The 26519-nt window shown below is 41.3% G+C and carries 24 protein-coding genes; 10 read left to right on the forward strand and 14 right to left on the reverse strand.

Going from position 1 to position 26519, the window contains the following annotated elements; all coding sequences use genetic code 11:
* The first annotated feature begins 153 nt into the window (after positions 1–153).
* Both UtA1_RS15495 and UtA1_RS15500 read left to right on the forward strand, forming a co-directional pair.
* Positions 154–1428 (forward strand): ISL3 family transposase, encoded by a 1275-nt coding sequence (locus UtA1_RS15495; protein WP_096552032.1) that lies wholly within the window; start codon positions 154–156, stop codon positions 1426–1428.
* A 117-nt stretch (positions 1429–1545) separates the two neighbouring features.
* Positions 1546–1983, forward strand: a complete 438-nt coding sequence (locus UtA1_RS15500; RefSeq protein ID WP_232019863.1) for a hypothetical protein — start codon at positions 1546–1548, stop codon at positions 1981–1983.
* Between the two features lie 582 nt (positions 1984–2565).
* Here UtA1_RS15500 and UtA1_RS15505 read toward each other — a convergent pair.
* Positions 2566–3447, reverse strand: coding sequence for a S66 peptidase family protein (locus UtA1_RS15505; RefSeq protein ID WP_096552036.1), 882 nt, complete (start codon positions 3445–3447; stop codon positions 2566–2568).
* Positions 3448–3630: 183 nt separating this feature from the next.
* Here UtA1_RS15505 and UtA1_RS15510 point away from each other — a divergent pair, with 183 nt between their 5' ends.
* The 3 genes from UtA1_RS15510 to modB are packed head-to-tail and all read left to right on the forward strand — an operon-like array spanning position 3631 to position 6148.
* The gene (locus UtA1_RS15510; protein WP_096552038.1) at positions 3631–4704 is read left to right on the forward strand and encodes an ABC transporter ATP-binding protein; all 1074 of its coding nucleotides are present in this window, start codon (positions 3631–3633) and stop codon (positions 4702–4704) included.
* Positions 4705–4722: 18 nt separating this feature from the next.
* Positions 4723–5490 (forward strand): molybdate ABC transporter substrate-binding protein, encoded by a 768-nt coding sequence (gene modA / locus UtA1_RS15515; protein WP_096552040.1) that lies wholly within the window; start codon positions 4723–4725, stop codon positions 5488–5490.
* Positions 5471–6148, forward strand: a complete 678-nt coding sequence (gene modB / locus UtA1_RS15520; protein WP_096552042.1) for a molybdate ABC transporter permease subunit — start codon at positions 5471–5473, stop codon at positions 6146–6148. The genes modA and modB overlap by 20 nt, the downstream gene beginning before the upstream one ends.
* Positions 6149–6182: 34 nt before the next feature.
* Here modB and moaD read toward each other — a convergent pair whose 3' ends face one another.
* Genes moaD through UtA1_RS15545 form a run of 5 tightly spaced genes read right to left on the reverse strand, consistent with a single transcriptional unit; the run spans position 6183 to position 9690 of the window.
* A complete protein-coding gene (gene moaD / locus UtA1_RS15525) occupies positions 6183–6416 on the reverse strand; it encodes a molybdopterin converting factor subunit 1 (protein ID WP_096552044.1) in 234 nt (77 codons plus the stop codon).
* Between the two features lie 13 nt (positions 6417–6429).
* Complete coding sequence (locus tag UtA1_RS15530; RefSeq protein ID WP_096552046.1) at positions 6430–6888, reverse strand: molybdenum cofactor biosynthesis protein MoaE; 459 nt, start codon at positions 6886–6888, stop codon at positions 6430–6432.
* Positions 6869–7405 carry a molybdopterin-guanine dinucleotide biosynthesis protein B gene (gene mobB / locus UtA1_RS15535; protein ID WP_096552048.1) on the reverse strand — a complete coding sequence of 179 codons (537 nt, stop codon included), beginning with the start codon at positions 7403–7405 and terminating at the stop codon, positions 6869–6871. Before mobB ends, UtA1_RS15530 begins: the two co-directional genes overlap by 20 nt.
* A complete protein-coding gene (locus UtA1_RS15540) occupies positions 7366–8658 on the reverse strand; it encodes a molybdopterin molybdotransferase MoeA (RefSeq protein WP_096552050.1) in 1293 nt (430 codons plus the stop codon). The genes mobB and UtA1_RS15540 overlap by 40 nt, the downstream gene beginning before the upstream one ends.
* Before the next feature lie 15 nt (positions 8659–8673).
* Entirely contained in the window at positions 8674–9690 is a 1017-nt protein-coding gene (locus UtA1_RS15545; protein WP_096552578.1) for a MoeB/ThiF family adenylyltransferase, read from the reverse strand.
* A 93-nt stretch (positions 9691–9783) separates the two neighbouring features.
* Here UtA1_RS15545 and UtA1_RS15550 point away from each other — a divergent pair, with 93 nt between their 5' ends.
* The 3 genes from UtA1_RS15550 to moaC are packed head-to-tail and all read left to right on the forward strand — an operon-like array spanning position 9784 to position 11341.
* The gene (locus UtA1_RS15550) at positions 9784–10275 is read left to right on the forward strand and encodes a MogA/MoaB family molybdenum cofactor biosynthesis protein (RefSeq protein WP_096552052.1); all 492 of its coding nucleotides are present in this window, start codon (positions 9784–9786) and stop codon (positions 10273–10275) included.
* A gap of 56 nt (positions 10276–10331) precedes the next feature.
* On the forward strand, positions 10332–10856 hold the full coding sequence (gene mobA, locus UtA1_RS15555; RefSeq protein WP_232019864.1) for a molybdenum cofactor guanylyltransferase: 525 nt from the start codon (positions 10332–10334) through the stop codon (positions 10854–10856).
* Positions 10856–11341 (forward strand): cyclic pyranopterin monophosphate synthase MoaC, encoded by a 486-nt coding sequence (gene moaC / locus UtA1_RS15560; protein ID WP_096552056.1) that lies wholly within the window; start codon positions 10856–10858, stop codon positions 11339–11341. The genes mobA and moaC overlap by 1 nt, the downstream gene beginning before the upstream one ends.
* Before the next feature lie 23 nt (positions 11342–11364).
* On the opposite strand, the gene moaA is transcribed toward moaC, so the two are convergent.
* From moaA to UtA1_RS15575, 3 genes are read right to left on the reverse strand one after another with little or no spacing between them, the layout of a single operon-like run.
* Positions 11365–12366: a GTP 3',8-cyclase MoaA gene (moaA, locus tag UtA1_RS15565; RefSeq protein WP_096552580.1), complete on the reverse strand. Its 1002-nt coding sequence runs from the start codon at positions 12364–12366 to the stop codon at positions 11365–11367.
* A gap of 8 nt (positions 12367–12374) precedes the next feature.
* Complete coding sequence (fdhD, locus tag UtA1_RS15570; RefSeq protein WP_096552058.1) at positions 12375–13175, reverse strand: formate dehydrogenase accessory sulfurtransferase FdhD; 801 nt, start codon at positions 13173–13175, stop codon at positions 12375–12377.
* Positions 13176–13187: 12 nt separating this feature from the next.
* Complete coding sequence (locus UtA1_RS15575) at positions 13188–13535, reverse strand: DUF2294 domain-containing protein (protein WP_096552060.1); 348 nt, start codon at positions 13533–13535, stop codon at positions 13188–13190.
* Between the two features lie 388 nt (positions 13536–13923).
* Here UtA1_RS15575 and fdhF point away from each other — a divergent pair, with 388 nt between their 5' ends.
* Positions 13924–16848 carry a formate dehydrogenase subunit alpha gene (gene fdhF, locus UtA1_RS15580; RefSeq protein WP_096552061.1) on the forward strand — a complete coding sequence of 975 codons (2925 nt, stop codon included), beginning with the start codon at positions 13924–13926 and terminating at the stop codon, positions 16846–16848.
* A 97-nt stretch (positions 16849–16945) separates the two neighbouring features.
* The gene (locus UtA1_RS15585; protein WP_096552063.1) at positions 16946–17425 is read left to right on the forward strand and encodes a DUF1641 domain-containing protein; all 480 of its coding nucleotides are present in this window, start codon (positions 16946–16948) and stop codon (positions 17423–17425) included.
* Between the two features lie 518 nt (positions 17426–17943).
* On the opposite strand, the gene UtA1_RS17335 is transcribed toward UtA1_RS15585, so the two are convergent.
* The 5 genes from UtA1_RS17335 to UtA1_RS15610 form a co-directional block, all read right to left on the reverse strand.
* Positions 17944–18087, reverse strand: coding sequence for a hypothetical protein (locus tag UtA1_RS17335; protein ID WP_172597789.1), 144 nt, complete (start codon positions 18085–18087; stop codon positions 17944–17946).
* Positions 18088–18573: 486 nt separating this feature from the next.
* Positions 18574–22992, reverse strand: coding sequence for a coiled-coil domain-containing protein (locus UtA1_RS15595; protein ID WP_096552067.1), 4419 nt, complete (start codon positions 22990–22992; stop codon positions 18574–18576).
* Positions 22976–23719, reverse strand: a complete 744-nt coding sequence (locus UtA1_RS15600; protein WP_096552069.1) for a DUF6063 family protein — start codon at positions 23717–23719, stop codon at positions 22976–22978. The genes UtA1_RS15595 and UtA1_RS15600 overlap by 17 nt, the downstream gene beginning before the upstream one ends.
* Entirely contained in the window at positions 23706–25214 is a 1509-nt protein-coding gene (locus tag UtA1_RS15605; protein WP_096552071.1) for a replicative DNA helicase, read from the reverse strand. Before UtA1_RS15605 ends, UtA1_RS15600 begins: the two co-directional genes overlap by 14 nt.
* Positions 25184–26218 (reverse strand): Wadjet anti-phage system protein JetD domain-containing protein, encoded by a 1035-nt coding sequence (locus tag UtA1_RS15610; RefSeq protein WP_096552073.1) that lies wholly within the window; start codon positions 26216–26218, stop codon positions 25184–25186. The genes UtA1_RS15605 and UtA1_RS15610 overlap by 31 nt, the downstream gene beginning before the upstream one ends.
* Positions 26219–26519 lie beyond the last annotated feature (301 nt).

Consider the following 26519-nt stretch of genomic DNA (forward strand, 5'->3'; position numbering starts at 1 on the left):
CACGGTGAAAAGTTTTTCCTTTTCCGGCTCTATAATATTTGGTGTTGGTGAGTATAAACCAGCACCAATTTTTTTGAACAAAAAAATGAGACAGTGACAAAACTCTGGTAAAATGTAATCGCCAAAACACATTTTCCAAAGGAGTTGTGTCACATGTCTCACCATCATTCTATACGAAACCTACTCAATATAAAAGACAAAAATATCACATTTGATGAAAATTTTTGTGCAGAAGAACTCATTAAAGGGGTCCAATCAAAAGTCTTTTATGGCCAATTAACTTACCAACCAAAAGCTTGTTATGCTTGTGGACATGTCTTTGATGTTCAAATCATTAAACACGGTTTTAAAACGTCTCTCATTAAAATGCCTAGCATTTCAGGTTTTCATACCTACTTAAAATTGCGTAAACAGCGTTATTTCTGTAAACATTGTCATTCCACGTTTACTTTAAAAACGAGCGTCGTGGCTAAAAACTGTTGTATTTCCAACAATACTAAAGTAGCGATTGCTTTAAACGCCAAAGATAAAATATCCGAAAAAGATATTGCGATGAAACATAATGTTTCTCATGCCACTGTCAGTCGTGTCATTGACAGCTTTTATAGCTATTATCAACCAAATGTTCACTACCTTCCAAAGCATTTGTGTTTTGATGAGTTTAAATCAGTGAAATCCGCAGCTGGAGCGATGTCCTTTATTTTCTGCGACTCTGAAACGGGGGAGATTGTGGATATCGTGGAGGACCGGAGATTACATGTCCTCAAAGAGTATTTCTTACGGTATTCCAAGAAGGCGAGAGATGCGGTAAAAACGATTGTCATCGATATGTACAGCCCTTATATTTCCTTAATTCACGAAGTTTTCCCTAAAGCGGAAATCATACTCGACAAATTCCATATCCTCCAACTATTTAGCAGAGCATTAAACAAAACGCGCATCAACGTCATGAATCGGGATAAAAAGAATTACAATAAATTGAAAACATACTGGAAGCTCCTTCTGAAAGATCAAACAAAACTTGATTATAAGAACTATACATATCATCGTTGCTTTAAAAAGCATATGTGTGAGGTGGAGATTCTCCACTATCTCATTGATTTAGATTCTGAATTAAAAGCGTCCTATGAGTTATACCAATACGTGCAACATTGCATAAAAATCAAAGACTTTGAGCTCCTAAAGAAAACATTAGAGAATAAACAAAATATCGTTTCCAGCTATATGAAAACCGCCATCAAGACAATCAACAAATACATCAATTACGTCGAGAATACGCTAAAGTACGATTATAATAACGGCATTTTAGAGGGGATTCATAACAAAATCAAAGTGATTAAACGCATTTCTTTCGGTTATCGATCCTTCTATCACTTTAGAAACCGAATATTCATTACCCAAAACTTAGCGAAAATAAAAACAGCTTAGGGGAACCTCGAATTTCCCCTAAGCCATCCGATTACATATTACCAAATAATGTCACTAAAATTTATTCACCAACACCATTTGACAAAGAACCAAAAAATTCAAGAATTGGTGTATGAGATGCACAACAACGCCCATGTGATTGTAGAAAAAGGAGAAACCCCAAAACAATCCGGCAGAGCTTTATCGGAAATTGAAGCGGAACTCGCAGAAATACGGAAAGATGTGCGGACATTGGATAGACTCATCTATCGGGCAAACATTGACCATGCGATTGAGTTCAAAGGGGAAAAAATGCCAATTGTAGAGGCCATTGAATTGGCGAAACAACTGAGAGCAGAATCAAGTTTGTATAAAGATTTAGGGAATACAGAGAAAGAAAAAATTTATACAACGACTGGCGAAGGAACGGTGCTTTATCAAATTGCAACATATGAACCTCGAGAATACCGGGAACGGGCCATCCAGCTTGAAAAAGAAGCTCATAGCCTTTCAAATTTAATCAACGCGAAAAACTATGAAATTCATATTGAATTTGATGATTCTAAATATTTCTAATGCCTAGGGGCGGTGAGAGTCCTCCCCGGGGTGTAACGGCTGCAATGGTGTTTGAATCGATAGTTGGTAAACCGATTACCGTTGACCTGTCACTTGATCACTTTTAACCAATGACCAACTAACGCAAAGGAAGTCAAACAAGATACCTAGTTTTTTTGGTGCAGCCGTTATAACAATAGGCTGTTTAGGAAGATTTTTCTTTCTAAACAGCCTTTTTCTTTGGGCAAGGCTTTTTCGATTGGCGATTTCTTCTAAAGCTCTATTTTTTTTCGTTTGGCGATTATCTTATCCTAGGTGGCGATTAACTTTTACGCTTTGGCGATTATTTTGCTAAAGCCGGCGATTATCCAGCCTTCTACTTTTTCGATTTGTTATTGGAAAAAACAAACACTAACGGAGGAAAGAATAAAATAAATCCATACCATCCAAATGAAAAGAAAATCGGAATTAGTAAAAAGGAAATCCCTGAAATAATGGTCATATAGATCTTTTCTTCAAACCGTAAATACCTATAATAAATCCGAGTGCGATACAAATCAAAGACAGTATTTTTAGCCAATCCATGTAACTCACCTCTAACGCTTATTCCACTCCTGGCAAGAGCCGCAGCAATTTCTCATCCGCATCCAAAATCACTTCAACCCCTAGTGGAATACCGATGTTTGGCTTCGAATGCCCAATGTTGAATCCCGCTACTGCTGGCTTTTTATATGGGGATAAATATTCCTTGAATAAAGCTAATATGTCTTCCTTACCAACACTTCCAATTGCAAAGCCGCTTGCTTCTTTTAACTTTCCTGCAAGCCTCAACTGATTCAGCAAACGGTCGATTTCTTCAATCTGCAAATCTGCTTCTTCCAAAAGCAAAATTTTTCCAAGCGTATTAATTTCAAATTTTGTGCCAAGGGTATCCACAATTCTTCGCAAGTTCCCGCCGATAATTTCTCCCTGAACCGCGCCAGGAATAATGCTCACAAGCGGCGAAAGGCTTTCATCATAAAAAATTTCGTAAGGTGCAAATAATTGGTAAAGCATTTTTTTCGATTGTTCATCTGCAATTTTTGAAAGAGCAGGTCCGTGGAAGGTTGCCACATTGGAAAACTGATGAAAGGCAATATGTAAAAACGTGATATCTGAACATCCCCAAAAAATTTTAGGATGTTCAGCAAGCAATGGATAGTCAATTTGATCAGCTATTCTTGCAGCACCATATCCGTCTGTCACGCAAAAAATCGCCTTTACCTCCGGATCGATAATCATTTGATGCAAATCCTGCACCCGCTCTTCATCTGTTCCTGCCAAGTACTTTCCAGAAAGTCCGATGGTTTGTCCTAATTTGTATTGTAATCCCATTTCACTAAAGATCGATAAAGGATTTTGCAAACTTTCTACATCCATCGGATTGCTAAGGGCAATCACTCCAACTGTATCTCCTTTGTTTAAATGCTTCGGTCGTATAATCATGGATTTCCTCCTGCGTTCTTTTTACTAAAGTTATATTAACAAAATTGCCTCAGAAAAAACCATTACATAAATCCGATTTCTTTGGACTAAAACAAATAATTAACAATTTTTTCCTTTAAATTCGTCATTAATTATTATACAATCTTTGTAACTATTCATTCCAACCTCCAAAGGATGAGTAACATGGTCAAGTTAAAATTAGAGCATCTGCACAAAGCCTATCACCAATTCGATGCTATTAAGGATGTCAATTTTGAGATTCAAGATCAGGAATTTATTGTGATTGTTGGTCCTTCCGGCTGCGGTAAATCGACTCTATTGCGACTTATTGCAGGGTTGGAGGAGCCTTCCCACGGACAAATTATCATGGATGGGCAATGCATCAATCATCTTTCACCAAAGGAACGCAATGTTTCCTTTGTCTTTCAAAATTTTGCCCTTTATCCCCATATGAATGTTTACCACAATTTGGCCTTCGGATTAAAAAGCCGGAAAACCCCAAAAGAGGAAATTGAATCTCGCATCCAAAATATTGCTAAACTTTTGCATATTGAAGATTTATTAAAACGAAAGCCTAATGAACTTTCAGGAGGGCAGCTGCAGCGCATAGCCATTGGACGGGCCATTATCCGGGATGCCAACCTTTTGTTAATGGATGAACCCCTTTCCAACTTAGATGCTCAACTACGCATAAAAATGCGAAAAGAGCTCATTCAAATCCATCAACACCTAAAAACAACAACCCTTTATGTAACCCATGACCAAGCTGAAGCTATGACGATGGCTACTCGCCTTGTCGTCATGAATCAAGGAACTATCCAACAAATCGGAACACCGCAGGAAATATACAATCGGCCAAAAAATGTATTTGTGGCAGGGTTCATCGGCTCACCAAGCATGAACTTTTTCAACGGCATCATAAATAACGGAAAAATTCAAATCGACTCCCTTTCAATTCCTCTATTAGAAAGTCAATTGACTCTTTTAGAAGATTACAATCAGCAAGAAATCATCATCGGAATTCGGCCGGAAGATTTTTCATTCAATCCAAAAAGAGGCATCAGTTTCCAAGCAAAAGCAGAAATCGTTGAATCTTTAGGTGCTGAAGTTCTTGTCCACTTCAAATTAGGAGAGCAGCCCTTCACCGCCCGATTGAAACCAACAGCGAATGTTCAAGCTGGACAACCTCACACCTTATCAATAGATTTAGAGAAAATACATTTTTTTGAAAGCCAAACAAAAAATCGGATTTTTTAAAGACTGGGGTAATTGTTGATGAAAAAATTGTGCATGTTCACGACAATTTTGTTATGTTCTTTCATTCTTGCAGCATGTTCGAACTCCGACCAGGAAAGTAAAGAGGTTAAACTTACGGTATCCGCAGCAGCTAGTTTAAAGGATGCTTTAGATGAAATAAAACAGCACTACGAAAAGGAACATCCGGATGTTTCCTTAACCTTCAATTACGGCTCTTCTGGTTCTCTTAAGCAGCAAATCCTTCAAGGGGCGCCTGTCGATTTATTCTTCTCTGCGGCAATAGAGCCCTATAACGAACTTGTTGAAAAAGGCATTATAGAAGAAGGTACCAACCTGCTTGGAAATGAACTTGCATTAATTGTTCCCAAAAACAATTCTTCCATTAAACGTTTTGAAGACCTTGCAGCTGAAGAAATCCATAAAATGTCCATTGGAACGCCTGAAACTGTCCCAGCCGGCCTATACGCAAAAGAAACCCTTGAACGGATGAATTTATGGGAAGCTGTGGAATCCAAATTGGTGTATGCAAAAGATGTCCGACAAGTGTTGTCCTATGTGGAGACGGGCAATGTGGATGCAGGCATTGTTTATAAAACGGATGCATTAGTTTCCGATAAAGTCAAAATTGCAGCAACAGCAGATGAAAGCATCCATGCGCCAATAATGTATCCTGTTGGGGTCATCAAGGAATCACAAAATTATGATGCAGCCAAATCCTTTTATCAATATTTGCAAAGCGAAAATGCAATAAAGGTGTTTGAAGCCTATGGATTTACTGTTAAATAAAGAATTTTGGACTCCGGTTTGGCTATCGATTAAAACGGCTGCCATTGCAGGAATGATTGTAATCGTCTTTGGAACGATTGCCGGAAGGTTGCTCTCGCGGAAAAATTTTAGAGGGAAAGTTCTGCTAGAAACGTTTCTTCTGCTTCCGATGGTGCTTCCTCCAACCGTTGTCGGCTTTTTCCTTATTGTGATTTTTGGGAAAAACAGCCCAGTGGGACAATTTTTAGAGTGGTTATTTCAGCAGCCCGTCATTTTCACTTGGTATGCAGCGGTAATTGCAGCGGTGGTCGTCGCTTTCCCTTTAATGTATCAATCCGCAAAAGCAGGATTTGAAGCCATCGACAAAGATATTGAAGATGCCGCAAGAATTGACGGGGCAAGCGAATGGAGAATTTTCTTGTATATTTCTATCCCCCTTGCTTCAAAATCGCTCATCTCCGGAAGCATATTAAGCTTTGCCCGGGCGTTGGGGGAATTTGGGGCAACGTTGATGTTTGCTGGAAATATTCCGGGAGAAACGCAAACTATCCCAACCGCCATTTATATTGCCATCGAATCAGGCAATATGGCTTGGGCTTGGATGTGGTGCATATCCATCTTCCTGCTTTCCTTCGCACTACTTTTAGTGGTTCAATTGAAAAATAAAAGGAGGCTCTAAAATTTAAGAGGCCTCCTTTTTATTTGCTTCAAGTTCACCCTCCGCTAATCGGCGGAATGAAGGCAAGGGTATCGCCATCTTTTACGACTGCATCATCTGTGACAAATTCTTCATTCACTGCAGCCATCATTTGCTCCAAAGAAAGTTGAGGATATTCCTTCTCCATCCATTTCTTCACATCTTGTACTGTGCAGCCCTCTAGCTCTACCATGACCTTTGATTGTCCAACGGCTTCTTGCAAGTGGGCAAATAACAATACCTTAATCATCCTTGTTCACCTCTCAGAATCGTGGTTTTCCTTCCGCATATGGCACATTTTCCAATTGATCGCCAATCCATTCGCTGCCGTCTTCCCAATGCTCTTTTTTCCAGATTGGCACAATTTGTTTAAGTCGCTCAATGGCATATTCATTCGCTTCATATGCTGCTTTCCTGTGGGGGGAAGATACGGCAATGACTACAGCAATTTCTGTAATTTCCAACCGGCCCACTCGATGGGTAATGGCGATTTTCGCTTCCGGCCAGCGTTCCTTAATTTCTTTTGCAATCTGTTCAAACATTTTTACCGCCATTTCCGGATATGCTTGATATTCCAAAAATAACGTCTTTTTCCCATTGGTCATTTCACGCACAGTTCCGACAAATAAGGTGATTGCGCCGGCATTGCGGTTTACCACTTTCTTTCTGACCTCTTCAACATCAATGGGATGTTCAATAATTTCAAACAATGACGTTTCCATGATTTCCCCTCCATTCTTCCATCAAAAATTTTATGTACCGTTCCTCTTCGTCAATGGAGAAAACAGGATAATCCATCTTTTTCTCTATTACACAAGTTGGCCAGTGGATGACGCATAAAATATTGGACAACTTTTCAAGCAGCTCCATCTCCTCTGGACTTCGCAAAAGAATCACTTTCCTGAATCGTTCCTGTTTATAGCCTTCTATCAAAATGAGATCGAGATTAAACAAATCATACATCATTAATATTTCATCCAATGTCCAGCTCTCCTGATGAATGCTTAAACGCAATGTACCGTGCCCTTCCACTGCTGCAACACAGGCTCCTGCTTGTTCATGGCGAACGTTGTCTTTAGAGAATTCCTCTGGGATGCCTCCATGCCCGTGGTGTTTAATTGCACCAACGCGCAAACCTTGAGCAGCTGCTTGGGAAATAAGATTTTCCATCAACGTAGTTTTTCCGCTGCCAGAATACCCTACAATTTGTAAGATTTTACGATATCGTCCCAAGGCCACTCACTTCCTTCTTGGTCATCAAGCAACAATACATCCACCTGCATTCCCTTTTCATATCCCCTGGAACCCCTTGGGAGTACAATGAAAGCATTGGCTTTTGCTAAAGAAGAAACAGCACTTGATTTATCAAACCCGGAAGGAATGGCTTTTAATGTCCCATTTTCATGAAAAGCTGTTCCTCTCACAAAACGGGTAAAAGGATTTGGTTTTGGAAAGTCCGCCCCTAAGATGGCCTGGGCTCTTTTTAGGTGCGGGCGTTTAGAGCCAAATGCTTTCCGAAGAATTGGACGAACGAACAGTTCAAATCCAACGTAGCAGGCGGATGGATTTCCGGAAAGCCCAAACAATAGCTTCTCATCCTTCACAGCCACCGTTGTCACGCTTCCCGGCCGCATCGCCACTTTATTAAACAATACTTTTGCGCCGATTGCTTCATAAATCGCAGGCACATTGTCAAAATCGCCCACAGATACGCCGCCAGTAGTGATTAATAAATCCACTTCTTGCATCGCTTTCAAAACAGCATCAATGCATTCTTCAAGGTCATCTTTCAACTTGCCTAAATACATTGCCGTACCCCCTGCCCGCTCCACTTGAGCCATCATCATATAAGCATTGCTGTTGCGGATTTTTCCCGGCTGCAAAGCTTCCCCCGGCTCCACCAGTTCGCTGCCTGTTGCAATCACGCCAACAACCGGTTTTCGGAAAACAGGCACATCCGACACCCCAAAGGTTGCAAGCAACGCAATCACTCCAGGGTTAATGAACTCTCCTTTTTCGATGAGTGCCTCTCCCTTTCGAACTTCCTCGCCGCGATAAGAAATATTCGTTCCTGCTTCAAAAGGACGTTTAATGGACATAAAACTTTGGCCATTTTCTTCAAATTCCTGGGTCAACTCTAGCATCACCACAGCATCGCATCCTTTAGGAATCGGAGCGCCCGTCATAATTCTTACCGCTTCTTGCTTGCCCACCGTTCCCTCAAAGACATATCCTGCACCAATTTCCCCCACGACTTTAAAAATTACGGGATTGTCCCTGCTTGCACCCTTACTATCGATAGAACGGATTGCAAAACCGTCATAAGGAGAGCGGTCAAAGGCTGGAACATCTATATCTGCCGCAATATCTTCCGCTAAAAAACGGCCATGCGCTTTCGTTAAAGGCACAACTTCTTTCTTCGCTTCAAAGGCAAATTCCATTACCCTACGAACCGCTTCCCCTACTGGTATGGGATTTCTTTTTTCCAACAACTTAACACACCTTCTTTATCCTAATAATCGATAATAAATGCTTTTCGCTTTTTCAATTTCTTGAATGCCATGAATCATGACGCGTCCATCTTTGAAAATCACCACTCGAACATTTTCCATTAGACATGAAATTAAAAATGGATTTCTTTGGATTCTCCCGTAATTTTGCAGGCGATGGGCAAGTTCGTCCAAAGAATAAGAAAGGGGTTTTGCCGGACGAATTTGCACCGCATCCCGACCGCACAATACTTCCAATTTCGTTTGAGATTCATAAGATAAAAACGGAAACGTCGGATGCATCCCGCATGAAGGACAATCCTCATTCTGCATTTTTTCCACATTGATTTCATAATGCTGATTTTTCCATACATCAAAGAGTAAATACGTCTTTCTCAGCGCCTCTTCATCACCCACTAAAATTTTCAACACCTCTGCCACTTGATAGGCTGCGGTAATTTGAACCGCTGGGCTAATGATGCCAATCGTGTCGCAAGTGAGCCCTGTATTCGTAATGACCTTTTGCAAACAGCGAAGGCAAGGGGTTTTTCCGGGAAAGATGGTGTAAGTGGCACCGTAGCTTCCCACACAGGAACCATAAATCCAAGGAATGTAATATTTTTGGGAAAGGTCATTGATTAAATAGCGGACATCAAAATTATCCGTTGCATCCAAAATTACATCCACATCTTTTAAGAGTTCCGCAAATGGTTCGGAGAAAGCGTCAAGTACATACCCTTTTACTTCAATGCTTGAGTTGATTGCTTGAAGCCGGTTTTTTGCTGCAATCGCTTTAGGCAGTTTCTCCTCTGCATCCTGCTCCGTGTACAATTGCTGCCTTTGCAAATTGCTCCACTCCACATAATCCCGGTCCACCAAGGTAAGTTTCCCGACGCCGGCTCTTGCTAAGGCTTCTGCCGATGCGCTGCCCAATGCACCAATGCCTACAATCAGGACGTGTTTTTGCTTCAGCATCTCCTGTCCTTTTTCTCCAATGGGGCGAAATAATTGTTGTCTTGAATATCGATCACTCATCATGACCCATCTTTCCTTTACAAAAATTTGCTTCAACTATTATGATAAACTATAATTTCCTAAAAATAGAAATGTACCAAAGGAGGGCTACTATTGCACCTTACAAAACAAATTCCTATCCATGCCGCTATCTTAACGGTAAGCGACACACGTACAAAAGACGATGACCTCAGCGGACAAAAAATCAAATCATTGCTTGAAGGGGCTTCTTTTCACGTTGCAGATTACCAAATCGTCAAAGATGAGCCTTCAGAAATCGCAAGCCACATTCAAAACTGGTGCGAACATGAAAGCATCAATGCCATTATCGTGACAGGGGGCACCGGCTTTACACCAAGGGACCAAACTTACGAAACGATTGTTCCACTTTTGGAGAAAGAAATGACTGGCTTCGGGGAATTGTTCCGCTACTTAAGCTATGAAGAAATCGGAGCAAAAGCGATGTTTAGCCGTGCCACAGCGGGATGCAGAAATCAAACAGCCATCTATTTATTGCCAGGCTCCCAAAATGCCGTAACGCTTGCCATGACCAAACTTATTCTCCCAACGGTGCAACATTTTGTGAGCGAGCTGAACCGCCAATGAACATGGCAGGGGTTGTCTTAGCAGGAGGTCAATCATCGAGATTCGGCCGCCCAAAAATGTTTGAAATCTTTGAAGAAGAACCTTTGTATAAAAAAAGTTTAAAAGCTTTGCAAGGAAATTCTTTGCATCCTATCATCATCGCAACCAATGCCGAACTACAGCCAAATTTTGCGGAAGAAAATGTGGTGTTCCATATTGAAACAACACTGCATCAAGGGCCTTTAGTTGCACTCCAAAACGTCATGCAACATTTTCCTGATGTTGATTGGTTTGTTGTGCTGGCAAGCGATATGCCTTTTATAGACGCAGATTTTATCCGCAAAATGCTAAACAAAATCGATGACCGGTATGAAGCCATCGTCCCAAAGCAAAATTCAAAAATCCAGCCCCTTGCTGCCATTTATCGGCGTAGAACTTTGCCGATACTTGATTCTGTCATTCAACAACATAAAAGAAGCATGAAAGACTTTTTAAAGGAGCTGAAGGTTTGCTATGTTAAATTTGATGAGGAATGCCAAACCTTTGCCAATATTAATACCCAACAAGATTTGCTGGAAATTCTAAAAAAGGAGAAAAAATGATGCGTAATTTTTCCCATTGGAATGAAGAAGGTCGTCCGAAAATGGTCGATATTTCCGAAAAAGATACAACAAAGCGTACAGCCATCGCACGCGGCATAATTACCTTATCCGATGAATTGTACGAAGCCATACAAAAGGGAGGAATCAAAAAAGGCGACCCATTGCAAGTGGCGCAAATTGCCGGAATTATGGGGGCGAAAAAAACGCCGGACCTTATTCCAATGTGCCACCCAATCATGTTGCAAGGCATTGATTTTGAATTTGAATATACGAAATCGAAAAGCGGCTACGAATTGCATATCCAAGCAACGGTAAAATGCACCGGAAAAACCGGCGTTGAAATGGAGGCATTAACGGCTGTAAGTGTGGCGGCCCTCACTTTTTATGATATGTGCAAAGCTGTTGATAAAAGGATGGTCATTAAAGATATTTATCTTGTCCAAAAAACAGGAGGAAAAAGCGGAACGTTCGTGCATCATGTATAGATCGGCGAATGCCGCTTTTTCTTTTATCCTCCGATATGGGACATTTCCACTTTCGGCTTGTTCTTTGTATATTGATTGCGTTCTTCGGAATAGCGGTCTTTCCGGTTTTCCCACACGTTAATTACACAATGCTGGATGGTTTCATCATCCGCGCCATTCCTTAACAAACTCCGCAAATCCGTGCCGCTTGAAGCAAATAAACAAGTATACATTTTTCCTTCAGCCGACAGCCTAGCCCGGGTACAAGTTGCGCAAAAAGGCTCTGTAACCGATGAAATAACCCCGATTTCCCCATCTCCATCTAGATACTGATAACGTTTTGCCACTTCCCCTCGGTAATTGGGCTTAATGGGTTTTAAAGGAAACACATCGTTCAATTGTTCAAGAATCTCTTGTTTTGTGACAACTTCATCCAATTTCCATCCATTGGTGTTGCCCACATCCATATATTCAATAAAACGGAGAATTTGCTTTCTCTCTTTGAAAAATTTTGCCATGGCGACAATATCTTCCTCATTGGCTCCCCTTTTTACCACCATATTGACTTTCACTTTTAAGCCTGCTTCATGGGCTTTTTCAATGCCTTCTAAAACAGCCTTCACACTGCCCCGATGGCCGTTTATTTCCGAAAAACGGCCTTCATCCAGCGAATCTAGGCTGACTGAAACTCTTTTCAGCCCCGCCTTTGCCAAATCCTCCGCATGCTTTTTCAACAAGCTGCCGTTCGTTGTAAGGGCCAAATCCTCCACTCCACTAATAGCGGCAATACGTTCTATCAATTCCGATAAACGGGGGCGCAACAAAGGCTCTCCCCCTGTAAACCGAATTTTTTTCACACCCAGCGACACAAAAATCTTGACGAGCCGTTCGATTTCATCAAAAGTAAGCAGCTGCTCCGATTTCAAAAAAGGATAATCCGGGCCGAAAATTTCGGCAGGCATGCAATATTGGCAGCGGAAATTGCATCGGTCTGTCACCGATATTCGCAAATCCCGCAAAGGTCTTTTCAATTGGTCTTGTAGCATTGTAATAGTCAATCGCCTTCTTTCGTTAGCCGGATTCTTTCTGGATGGGTGTAAATATTCATCGACTCATTGCGGATGAATCCGACCGTTGTGATGCCCAGCTGTTCTGCTAAATTAAGGGCCAATTCTGTAGGAGCAGATTTCGATAAAACCATTGCACAGCCGATTTTAGACACTTTCATTAAAATCTCGGAGGAAATGCGCCCGCTGAAAACAATGATTTTATCTTTTACCGGGATGTTATTTCGCAAACAATAGCCATATATTTTATCAAGGGCATTGTGTCTCCCAATATCCATGCGGCTGATGACAATGCCTTTTACATCGCAAAGTGCGGCATTGTGGACGCCGCCCGTCTGTTTAAAAACTTGCGCAGAATCTTGCATTTCCTTCATCAATCGAAAACAATCTTCCGGAGCGATGCTAAGTTTCACATCTTCCAAATTTTTAGAAGCCAATGCATCGCTTGCAAAGACAAATCCTTGCCGGCTCATCCCGCAGCAAGAAGTCAAATACCGTTTATTTTGCAGTCGTTGGACAAAAGGGTTCACTTTCCTTGCTTTAATATGCACAAAGCCCTCTTCTTCCTGATGCCAAATATCCTCAATATCTTTGTAATGAAGAATGCGCTCTGAAACGAGATAGCCAATGACCATATCTTCCACATATTCCGGCGTGCAAACCATTGTCACGATTTCCTGTTGGTTGACCTTTACAGTGAGTGCATATTCCGAAACAATTAAATCCGTGACTTGCTGTTTTTCGCCGTTTTCAATTCGGATAATTTCCCGAGTAACCGTAGTTTTCATCGATTTTCTCCTTTATTCCGAAATTGGATCTTCAAAAATAAAGACCGAAACAGCACAGTCTTCCTCGATTTTGATGTCGGTAAACAAATGGAGCAGTTTAGAGCCCATCAATTCTTCCATTTCTTTCGGCGTTGATTTGGCATATAAATCTTTAATCATCGTTGTGCGGGCGGTATGCACCATTTTGGCTCCTTCTGGCGTTGTGGCAATAAATCGTTCTGTTGGGGTTAGATTGCCGTATAAAAGCGATACAACGATATTATCAATAAACACCGTATGAATGCGGTCCGGCCCTTTTCCAAATAAATTTTTGCGCAGTTTTCTGATGAGATTATTAAATTCATGTATCTTTTTAGACAAGTTGAACCCTCCAACATCTAGAAACTCGTTTATAATTTGATTATAATAATAACAAATTCTGAAAAATAAAAGAGAAAATATTTTCGAAAATTAAGAAATTACTTTTCTATTGTTGAATTGAACGTTCCGCGTTATGATATAAAAAAGGATATTGTGGATGAATTGGATATATTTTGATTTTTATGTATATGTCAAAACCTATGCATGAAAATCATAATATATTTTCCAAATGATAATGTTTGAGATTGGGTTTTTAGTAAGAGTTTGCTAAAAATTTAATCCACCATGACTAAGCAGCATGAACATTCATGCCGTTTCATGGTGGATTTTTTATTTTTTCAGGTGTCAAAACTAGAAATCTTTCGCTCACGATAAGGGGGTTCTCAATTTGGAGAAAATCAATATTAATGGCACTCTTTATGATATTTCTGAAGGGGCAACGATTTTGGATATTTTGAATCAAAACAGCATCCCTCACCCGCAAATTTGCCGTGCGCCGATTGTTGATCCAATTCAAACTTGCGATACATGCATTGTGGAGGTGGATGGAAAGCTTGTTAGATCCTGTTCCACCAAAGCCTTAGATGGCATGAATGTGAAGCTGGATTCAGATAGGGCGAGAGCTGCTCGAAAAGAAGCGATGGACCGCATTCTTGAAAATCACTTATTGTACTGCACCGTTTGCGACAATAACAATGGCGACTGTATTCTCCACAACACAGCGATGATGATGGGCATCAAATCGCAAAAATATCCATATCGTCCAAAAGTGGATCCTGATGAAGTCGATATGTCCCATCCTTTCTACCGTTATGACCCAAACCAATGCATTGCCTGTGGCCGCTGTGTGGAGGTTTGCCAAAACTTACAGGTAAATGAAACAATCTCCATCAACTGGGAAGCAGAAAGACCTTTAGTAATTTGGGATGATGGCGTAAAAATCAATGAATCTTCCTGCGTCAGCTGCGGACAATGTGTGACTGTTTGCCCAACCAATGCGTTGATGGAAAAATCCATGCTTGGGGAAGCTGGATTTCTAACAGGGCTGAAAAAAGAAATTTTAAATCCAATGATTGATTTAGTGAAAGAAGTGGAACCGGATTACAGCACGATTTTCGCCATTTCCGAGATGGAAGCGTCCTTGCGCAAAAAACGCATCAAGAAAACGAAAACGGTTTGCACTTTCTGCGGCGTCGGCTGTTCCTTTGAAGTATGGACAAAAGGGCGAAAAATTTTGAAAGTGCAGCCTTCTGAAGGTCCAGTCAACGGCATTTCCACTTGCATCAAAGGAAAATTCGGCTGGGATTTCGTCAACTCTAAAGAACGGCTTACAAAACCTTTAGTCCGGAAAAATGGTGAATTTGTGGAAGTGTCATGGGATGAAGCATTAGACTTTGTGGCAGAAAACCTTCTCCGCATTCACAAAACTTATGGTCCGGGTTCAATCGGCTTTATCTCTTCTTCCAAAACGACAAACGAAGAAAATTACTTAGTGCAAAAAATGGCTCGGCAAATTTTCCAAACAAACGATGTGGATAACTGCTCCCGCTATTGCCAATCGCCGGCAACTGACGGACTGATCCGCACGGTAGGTTTCGGCGGTGACTCTGGAACCATCAAAGACATCGAAAAAGCAGGGCTTGTCATCATCGTTGGCGCTAATCCTGCAGAATGCCATCCGGTTTTAGCAACGCGAGTTAAACGCGCCCATAAATTGCACGGTCAAAAATTGATTGTGGCTGATCTTCGCAAAAATGAAATGGCAGAACGAGCAGATATTTTCCTCCGCCCGAAACAAGGAACAGACCAAGTTTGGATTATGGCCGTCACAAAATACATTATTGACCAAGGTTGGCATGATGAAGCCTTTATCCAAGAAAATGTCCTAAACTTTGAGGAATATAAACAACTCCTTGAAAAATATACCCTTGACTATGCGGAAGAAGTGACAGGCATTCCGAAAGAAACGTTGATGCAAGTGGCGGAAATGATTCGCAATGCAGACGGCACATGCGTACTTTGGGGAATGGGGGTTACCCAAAATACAGGCGGTTCCCATACTTCTGCGGCTATTTCCAATCTTCTATTAGCAACAGGAAACTATCGACGTCCTGGGGCAGGTGCTTTCCCTCTCCGCGGCCACAATAATGTGCAAGGGGCTTGCGATATGGGCTCATTGCCAAATATGCTGCCAGGCTATCAAAGGGTAACGGATGAAAAAGCCCGGGAAAAATTTGAAAACGCTTATGGTACCAAAATTCCTTCTACACCTGGTCGCACAAATCCGGAAATGCTTGATGCCATTATGGAAGGCAAAATGAAAGCAATGTATTTAGTCGGGGAAGAAATGACTTTAGTGGACTGCAATGCCAATCATGTAGATGAAGTCCTTTCTAAATTGGAGTTCTTTGTCGTACAAGATGTGTTCTTCTCTCGTACTGCCCAATATGCGGATGTCATTTTGCCGGCTTCTCCTTCGTTAGAAAAAGAAGGAACTTTTACGAATACAGAACGCCGCGTGCAGCGGTTGTATCAAGTATTGCCGCCTCTTGGGGAATCAAAACCAGATTGGCAAATTCTTCAATTAGTGGCGCAGCGTTTAGGCTATGATTGGAACTACAGCCATCCTAGTGAAATCTTTGATGAAATGGCAAGCCTCACCCCCATCTTCTCCCAAGCCAACTATGATGTGTTGGCAGGCTGGGGAAGCTTCTGCTGGGGCAGCCTCGATGGTAAAGATACGCCTTTACTCTATTTGGACGGCTTTAACTTCCCGGACAAAAAAGCCCGTTTTGCTTTAGACGACTGGGTAGAACCAGTGGAATATGAAGGACAATTCGATTGCATCATCAATAATGGACGGATGCTCGAACATTTCCACGAAGGCAATTTGACGAACAAATCCACAGGCATTCAATCGAAAGTGCCGGAAATCTTCGTGGAAGTATCGCCAGAGCTGGCAAAAGAGCGAGGCATTGAAGATGGCATGTTCGTGCGCCTTGTATCTCCATATGGGGCATGTAAAGTCAAAGCCCTTGTGACAGACCGGGTGAAAGGAAACGAACTCTTCCTGCCAATGAACTCTGTAAGCAAAGATTCGGCCATCAACTTCTTAACGGGTCCGGCAGCGGATGTGAACACAAAAACCCCTGCCTACAAGCAAACAAAAGTGCGGCTAGAGGTATTGAAAGATAAAGGAAAACGCCCGCTTCCAAAAACAAATCCAAGAACGAAAAAACGAAATCCGCAAAATGGTGTGGAAGTGGAACGAAAATGGAAGCGCCCTGATTACGTGCCGATCACGACTAATTAGGAGAAGCAGTAATAGAGCAGCTCTGCACAATCGGAAATTGCGTTGGGCAGAGCAGTTCTGTCCAATCACAAACAAGCAATGCAAAAGGAGGGAAAACATGGCCTCACCAATTCGGACAATTCGAAAGCAGCCAGTAACAAAAGAAGAAATCGTAGAACAAAATTTGGAGAACTTGAAAGAGCTCGTTTCGGAAAATAAGGAAACTATTCATCAACTCTTTTCGATTTTAAATGAACTTCAGGAAATGGGTGCACTAGAAGCAGCGGAAAAACTCCTTGAAGCTCGGGAAGATGTGGCGGAAATCGCCCTTGGCCAACTGACTAGAAAACCAGCGACAAATCTCATGAATCATTTGATGAATGCAGCTGGTGCATTATCTACCATCGACCCGGAAGCAACGAAAACATTAGCGAATAGTTTCACCAATGGCTTAGATGAAGCGAAAAATGCATTGAACAATGATGAAAAACTCGGCGTATTCGATGTATTAAAAATGCTCAACGACCCGGACGTCAACCGCGGCCTCCACTTCGCCCTTCACTTTTTGAAAGGCTTTGGGAAAAGTTTGAAGGAATAAATGAATCCCCCGCTTTCGTTTTGGAAAGTCGGGGCGATTGCTCTATGTGGGAATGACCCGTGCCCGGGACTATAACCCGCGATTTTTCAAAAGCAACTTGGCTCAATGAACAAATGGCAACAGATGTCCGTCTGGGTTGGCGAAGAGGATGGAGAAATCATTGTCAACGGACAGTCCTTAATCAAAAGGCTTCAGGAGTCATCGATTGTTTAATTGAACTGCCGGACGGATGGGTCATCATCTACCATAAAACATTCCCGGGCCGCGAAGAACTTTTGGCAGCGCGTACCTAAGATCTATGCCCACGCTTTGACCGAAGCTTCCGGCAAACCGGTGCTGGAAGGCTGGATCCATATGCCGATTGTCGGCAACATGGTGCAATTTACGAAAGAGGATTTAGTGATCAAAGATTGGAATAAGCTCTCGTTGGGGTGAAACTTGGCAATCGAGTAGGAGGGAGCGATTAACTCCCGTCCTCTCACACCACCGTACGTACGGTTCCGTATACGGCGGTTCAATTAAGATGATTGACGCAAGTCTTTATAACTTCCGTGAATAGCTGTTCTCTTTATGCCAGTGGTCACTCCACCCTCCAAGAGGTCCCCCACGGGATTCACCGCTTCCTTCCTCAAGTGAGGTACTACGTTTTCTGTTTTCATCATGACTCACTGAATGCCAAGGGCTATTCTCTCTTAATTGTTCGGTCCTTCTTAGTTGTTCTAGACCAACTAATACTATGACCTCTGCTGACTTCTGACGGTTCAGCTACTTATCACTAAGTAGGTTATGAAGCGTACTTCACCTATCCGCCAGACCTCCCCGGGTAAGTACATGCACTTTCACACCATCTATCCGCCTCATCTACTCGATATGACCTTCGACAGAAAGAGCTTTGTTTTGTTTTGCAAACTCACTCAATCATACCTAGCCTTATATGAGGTTCGTGTTCCTCGGACCGGTGTTTTGCCTCCAGCTTCCTTCAGATTCCGCGTCACCACGGACACCCTTGCTCTTGGCTAACCTCTACTTCTGTCTTCGGGGTTCGGGACTTACACCCTATAGTTCATGTACATGCCGGGCGCACGAAAAGAGCGAATGAGAAAGCCAATCATCATTCTCATTCGCTCTTTTGAATAAACCCACGTTTTCTAGAACAAAGACATTTGTTCCTTTTCTGTCAGTCTTTCCAACGCTTCCGGTTCATGGTCGCGGAAGTATGCGTGGTGGAGCCATTTTTCCGTTGCGACGATTTGTTTATTGGCTTGTTTGGCTTCACGGAGTTTGCAGCTATAAATTACAGGGAAATAATCCCGCAAAAACTTCCCTTCCGCATGGGCAGTCAATGCGATGATTTGAAATCCCAATTGTTCCGCAACAAAGAAAACCGGACTGAGCACATGGTCGCTCGATGCTTTGCCGAATGGATTGTCCAAAATCACCACCCGGCTGTGCTTCATGTTTGTTTTTTGATGCTGTTTCTTTTCAGCGACGTATTTTAACAAGCCCAAAAACAACGTCATATTTTTGCTCCATTTTTCTCCGCCTGACCATACATTGCTCTGCTCCCAAGAATAGGACCTTGTCGACACTTTATTTTCGTTTGTCACTTTGCGGCAACTTACTTTCATGCCTTCATTTTTCATCACCACTTGCAGAAGCTGTTTGGTTTGCATCCACATTTCAATGTCATTCCGAACTTTCGTTTCATCCTGAAGGCCATTTTCTTTTACATAACGATCCGACTCCAGTTGAAGCATGATCCACTCAATGTAATCGCGAATCCGCTGCTTACCTTCTTCTTCGTCCCATTGAGGGATCGTAAAAGTATAAATCGTTTTCCATTGATCCTCTTCTTTTACTTTTGTATGTTTTGGAATTTGTTTCAACTCTTCTACCACTGTTTTTAAATGGTTATGGATTTGGTTGATATATGCTTGCAATTCCTCATCTTTTTGCCGTATATGTTCATTGGCATAATTCGTCGACCGCTCGATTCGGATCATCATATTCTTTTTAAAATCCAATAACTCTTCATAACCCGTCTTATAATCCACACCTTCAATCGCCATTTTTTGCAATTTATTATCAGAAATCGTTGAACAAAACTGCTTATAAGCTTGTTTTTGGGCATCCACCGCTTCCTTTTCCTTCTCCACTTGTCCACTATGTTGCTCCAATTCTTGGATAATGGCTTTCACCATTTTCTTCCGATTATAGATAAAATCCATTTTTTCATTTTCACTTAAAGGGATTGTCACGACTTGCGGTGCGTTAAAATGATGTTTTTCAATGAATTTGATCAGCTCGCGTTCCGCTTCATCAATCTTGTTTTGCTCCCGTGACACTTGTTCCATCTGTTCATCCAAATAATTCTTCTCTTTTTGAAGCGCCTTCTTTTCTTCAGCAAGCTCTTCTTCCGCTTGGTTTAATGGAACGGAGAATGTGTAAATATCATGATCCGGAAAATTTTCACGGAAAAGCTGTTTCAAATGATTTCTTTTTCCTTTTTGCTCTTCCTTTGCAGAAAGCTTTTCTGTAACCTGTTTTTCCAACTTGTTTAATGCCTGTTTCAACTCTTTTATTTTGATAATCTTATTTTGCAATAAATGTTCTCCATCTGATGGAAATTCCCAATGTTCATGCACATTTTCACATTCATTGCGGATCTGATCCATCTCTTCCTGCAATTTAGTCAAATTGTGTTTGGCATTGGCCAGCTTTTCATTCAATTCTCCTATACTTTTTGACGCTTGATGGATTTTCAAATTCAGCGTCTGGATTTTGTCGCGGAGATTTTTCCGGCTTTCCCCGGTAAAAATTGGGGTCAATGATTGCACTTCTTTATACTCTTCATCATTTTTAAGAGAATCTAATTTCCATTTTAAATTTTGTTTACGTTCCTCCAGTGCAGCCTTTTGTTCGTTATAATCCAATAATTGTGCGGCTAAATGTGCTTTTTTGGCTTTTATATTGGCCAATACGTCTTTCAACTCTTTTTCAACTTCCTTGGCCTCTTTTACTTCACGGCAATAATGGAAATATTGATTCCCTTCCTGGATTTTCCGTTCAAGCCCTTGCATTTCTTCTTGGCAAAGTTCCATTTGTTCCCCGATGGTTGTGATTTGATGCTTCAGATTCTTTCGCTGCTGCTCCGCATTTTCAATTTCTCTTTCGATTTGTTCGATTTTTAACATTGTTTCCGACCATCTTTTTTGAAAATCGGTCAGCCGTTCATATGGATAGTCTTTCAAAAATTGTTGGAAGGTTTGTAGGGCATATTCCCATTCTTTTTGTTCCGTTTCTTTCAGTTCTCTTTCCTTCGTCGCTTTTTCCGCATCCACACGGACTTTTTCTTTCCATTGCCCAAAGGTCTCTTCCATCATCCCTTTTTCCCAATGAGCAGGAATAATCCAGGATGGCTCCGGTTGGACGGCATCTTTCTTTATCTTCGCCGCTTCTTCGGTCGTCAGTATTTGAATCGGGTATCGAAGTTCATCTGCAAGGTCTTCCACTTTCTTTTGCAATTCTTCCTTCGATTTATTGGTTGTAATCAAAGTGACAGCCCATAACGGATAGAAGACTTTTTCTTCATAATCCGCTTCATTCAGCATCTGCAAATATTCAATACCCGTTACGCAATAGTCCAATTGATTTTTCCATGATTTTATCCGCGCTTCAATCAACGGATCGCTGAAAAATGTTTTCTGTTCCCCATAATCATCGACTAAACGCAATGCCACCCGCTCTTTGTATAATAAAACCTCTTTTTCCTTTTTCAATTTTTCGACGGTTTCATAAAGCCGGTTATAAATGGAGTGTTCATTTTCATAGACCGATTCCAGAATGGCCCATTGCGGTCTTAATCTTCCCAAAATTCGAATCAATTTTCTTTGTTCATTTTCAATTTGGCTTTTCTCGTTTTTCAATTGTTCTTTGGCAACATGCAAACCGTTCTTCTCATTTTTTAATTTTTCGATGGTTTCATCCAGCTCAATCGATTGCTTCTCTTTTTCCTTCTTCTCTCCGTGAAGCCGTATCAGTTCTTCATCCAAAAATTGATGGCGGTTTTGCCATTCGGCCATTTTCTCTTCCACTTGTTCGTGCTGTGGATTGGAAAGCAAAGTTTGTTTCAACCTTTCGATATCCGCTTCCCTCATTTGGATGGTTTTCTGAACACCGGCGATTTCCCTTTGCTTATCCAAATCATGTTTTTCGATGGACCGCTTTTCTTCCTGCAATGTATCGATTTGCCTTACAATCGGATTGAGTTCGAATTGGATTTGTTCCATATTCTTTTTCATGTCATCCATCTGTTCAATAAAATGTCCGAGCAGCGCCTGCTTCGTTTCTTCCAATTGGTTTTGCAAATCCGAGAGCTCTTCTATTTCTTCCAACTTCTTCATTTCGCTTTCAACAAACGCAATTTCCTTTTGATAATGATTCAAAAGTTGCTTGCATTTCGCAAATTTCAATGAATAATAGGCAAGGCTATGTTGCTCCAGTTCTTCCTTTTTTGTGCCATATTCAACATTTGCCAGATCATAATCTTTCTGCAGTTGTTCGTATTTTTCTTCCTCAACGGCAATCTGATAAGACGCCACTTTCACTTCATGTTCTTTTTTCTTTTGAATCCAAAGATTGAATTGCTCTTCATTCTTTTCCATTTCTTTTGCAACATCGATTTTTTGAATTTGAATCTCTTCCCAGATTCCCTTTGCCTTCTGCTTCGACTTGTCATAGGCAAGCTGGGAGGAATGCAGTTTTTCAAACGTTTGCACGTATTTTTCCAGTTGATGTTGGATCCGCTTGTTCTCTTCAATGGTTTCTTTCAGTTTTTTATAAAGTTTCAAATTATCCAGCTGTTTTTCAAAGATATCGGCAAAAAGGGTTGGATGATGACCCGCAATCGATTGTTCAACGGTCGGTATCAATAAGCGGTCAAATAACTGGGTGGTGTTTTTGCAGGTTTCGAAAAAGGCCTCGACGCCCCCTTCCGAGCTGTTGATCGTCACAATACTTTCCCATTCATCGGCAATAATATGGTATTGTTCTTCAATAAACTTCCGATATTCTTTGATTGTCGAAAACGTTCTTGCCGATAAAGGATATCGTTCCTTCATGCCATTGTAATAATCAAGCATTTCTCCCTTGTCGGCAGGTCTGGTGCCGCCTTGTCCTTCCCGAACAAAAGGAATGCCTTCGATTCCGTTCTGATCCCCTTCATCATATTCATAAACATAGCGGTAAGAATCCAATCCTTTATCCGTCATAAAAAGGGTCACCGCCGTCACAACATATCGCCGTGGACGTTCGTTGAGTATCCATTCGATCGCAATATGGGCCGGGGCATTTTCCAACACCAAAGTGTTTTTAATTTTTCGATCCGCCAAATCGGTATGGGGAATCATCCCTTGCAATACCGTTTGGATAAAAACGGTCTTCCCTCCGCCGTTTTCAAGAAGAATCGCCCCATTATATCCGTTGAATAAAAAGAGTTCATCATTATAACGCTTGTTGCCTTCTTCATAGACAATATTGGTCAATCTGATTTTATTGATGGCCGGCATGTTGTCCCTCCTTATCAAAACTATAAAGAAACTCAAAAATCCCTTTGTTATATTCCACTGCCATGAAAAATCGCTGGATGATGGTCATCGCTTTTTCCGTCAAGGTGATTTCATTATTCCCGATTTCCCGGATCAACTGTTGGTCGCTCAAAAACTTTGCAACCATATGCAGGAAGCTCATTCGGCTAATCGTATTTCCTGATTGCCGCTTAGCGGTTTCCTTAATATCATCCATATCATCCCATTTTTCGATGATAGCGCTCCAATTGTAAGAAAACTCTTTTTCCGATGCTTTTAATTGTTCCTCATCATGGGATTTCAAATGATCAATCCGCTCCTGAATCAGCCGGATCCAATCATCCATGCCGATAAATTGCCTTGTGGGATGCGGACTTTGATAGGAATCATAAAAACTGCCGAAAAGAACAAGTATGCAAAAATAAAGAAGATACATATCCGCATTCGTCGCACCGGAACGCAAATATTTCCGTTTAATCCACTCATTGCTTACATGGAATGGAGACAGCTTCGGTTCAGGAACGAGAAACAGTTCTTCACTCGTTTTGATTATGGCGCAATGCACTTCCTGGCTGAACAATTCAAGAAGGGCGCGCACATCTTCATCGGCATTATAGATTTGAACGGCCTCTTTGCCCAAAACCCCGTCCTTTGCCAGCTTCGTATATAGTCGAAAGGCTTGCAACACTGTTTGTTCAGAATAGTTCATCTTCATCCTCCAACTTTATGTTCATTTCACTGATGGAATAGCGATCTACTTTTTGAATGATCGCTTTATCTTCCGTAACGATTAATTTGCGTTTTCCCAATAATCGAAAGGCCTCATCAAAAACCGTTCTGCTTTCTTCATCATCCGTTCCCGCTTGAATAGGCGAACGTTGGTGGAGAACAATCCAAAAATCGTAGAAATACCGCATTTGGAATAGATTCTCCAATTGATTTCTTTCGAGATAGGATATGAACTCGGATAACGTATTGCCGCTATTTTCTTCATAAGCCTTCAGAAAATGTTCCATCAGCTCTTTATATTTTTCTGAAATCCATTGTTTATATGAATTGAAGCTGTTTTCGTCATCCACTTCATAAAAGTGATATTCCACCTTCTCTTTTCGGTCTTCCACGATATTCTGTTCTTCCAAAACAGCAAGCGGCGACCAAAATTCATTTTCTTCCACTTTCAGGAAAGGATGGAGAACGCCTTTCATCGCATCCAACGGCAAAGGGGTGGACACAATGAGAGACACGATATCTTGGTCGAAGTTAAAGGAATGCATGCCCGTATAATAAAGCGACTCCTGGGCTGTAATCAAAGTCGTGTTTTTCAAATGGAGAGTCTGATTCAGAAGCTCGGAATGTTCATAGTGCACTTTCTCCAATTCCCTGTTGATCTGCAAAATGTATTGATACGTTTTCTGCTCCTTTTGATGAATATTTTCGGCAAACAATCGTTCCCTCGTTTCTTTGACAAACTCCCTCAATTCTTTGAATTCTTCATCTTCCCGTTCCAGCCTCTGAAAAATATCATCAAGCAGCTCTTTATACCGCTCAAACGTTTCTTCGGACACAATGCTTCGCTGGATTTCATGCTTCAATTTGACAATGCGTTCCTGCAACGTCTCGACGGCCACCCGCATTTCATTGATTTGCCGAAGTGCCCCCTTAAATTCCCCCTTTTCCAGCTGTTTCCGTAAAATCAATTGGTTGATGGATATTTGGAACTCACTATAAAATTCCTTCGTTGCAAAAATCAATTCCAATCCATCTTCATCCAATGTGTAGAATTGGGTATTCGTTCCGGCATCAAAATCGTTCGCCTTCAAAATGGAATATTCAATGGTCTCCTCCGCCTTTTCCTCCCAATCAAAATAACCGTAGCTGCGTTTTTTTCCGTGGGTCGGGCGGAAATTTTGAATCAAGGTTCTGGCCAGTTCTTCATAGGTTTCCTCTTTCAGCATATACACTTCTTTCGTGGCCTCTTTTAAAAAGGAAGCCAATTCTTTGACACCTGTCCTTTGATTTCGCATCAACTTCTGTTCAAAGAAAAAAAGCAAAGTGAGGAGGCCAAGCCCTTTCATATCAATCTTCGTCCCATTTAAATCAACATCCCTTTTCCGTTCCAGTTCATTCAATGGTTCAAAAAGGGCGATGCGCCGGATCCGATCTCTGTATCCGCTTAATAACGCTTGCATATCCATCTGTTCCAATCGGATCCCCTCCAAATTTCCTGCAATTCTTTTGATTTTAATATTTCCTGCGGGTAATACTTCCCTTCTGAAAACATCATCGCCAGTTGTTCTTGCTCCTTTTGCGGAAATTGGCTAATGAATTTTTCTTGAGCTTCAGTATATTGTCTTTGATATTCTTTTCCGGCGATCGGCTGTTTTTCAAGACAAGCTTTATAGAATGGCAATGCCAAATGGGCTTTGATTTTTTGGTTCAACGAATGCCAAATGGACACTCCTTCCCGGTCAATGTCGCCGAAATAGAAAAAATGATGCTGGGCGTTGACCGGATATTGATCCCGGAACTGATCGATGCTATGGATGATTTTCTTCCCACTTCCGTAAATCAATGTGGAAAATTCAGTGGATGGCAAAGCCGGAAGCAGACCTTGATAAGTCGTTTTATTTTCAACAATCAGGTGAAACTGTGTCTCCTTTGTCACCAGCTTGGGATGGATGGCAAACATCAACGGGTCGGAAACAGGGATGATGTTAAAAGAATGGAAGAGTCCGATACGCTCCAGCAGCTCTTTTCCCCCTTTTTCAGTGAGCCATTTTTCATCCTGGACCAGTTCAAAACTGCGCTCCGGTGCAGGAACGGACTCTTCCGGAAAACCAAATGTTTTTATGTATTCATCGATTTTGATGAGATAAGGAAGATCGTGCCGCCAAATGGAAGGATCTTTTTTGTAATATTCATCAAGGTTTATGGATGGATGGAACTTGTTGCGATAATGTTGAATCTCTTGATGGAAACCGGTTTGAAGCAGACTTTTATTGATCCGGTACTGAAAGGCGAGCGATGGATTTCTTGTCGTTCTTCCTTTAGACTTCACCATCTCCAAAATGCCTTCCTGTTCCAGCTTCAAAATAAAGCCGGCATATTCTTCGTATGTATGAAAGAAATTCCCCATGATTGCTTCCAATGCGGATAATCCTATCATTCTTTTCGGATAGCCATTAAGTGCGCGGTAAATTTCATCCACTATCCTTACCTCCGAACATTCTTTTTTCTTATTTTACTTAAAATGAAGGGAAATTGGAAATACAAGTCTGTGAAGAAAGTTAGGGGAATGTTGCACAGTTCAAGAAATGTTTGGTTTTGGGGAGGGGATTTCAATAAAAATCGTTTTACGGGCAATCAATAGATTTGTCTAAACAATAAAAAATGGAAATTTTTGTTGAGAAGTGTTTCCGTTTCTTTCCATTCATGTATTCTTTATTTTCGAAACTTATGAATTTTTATACATCGTAGTGTGTTTCTCTTTATATTCACTATAATAAGAA

The organism is Ureibacillus thermosphaericus (assembly GCF_002370195.2).
Classification (GTDB): domain Bacteria; phylum Bacillota; class Bacilli; order Bacillales_A; family Planococcaceae; genus Ureibacillus; species Ureibacillus thermosphaericus.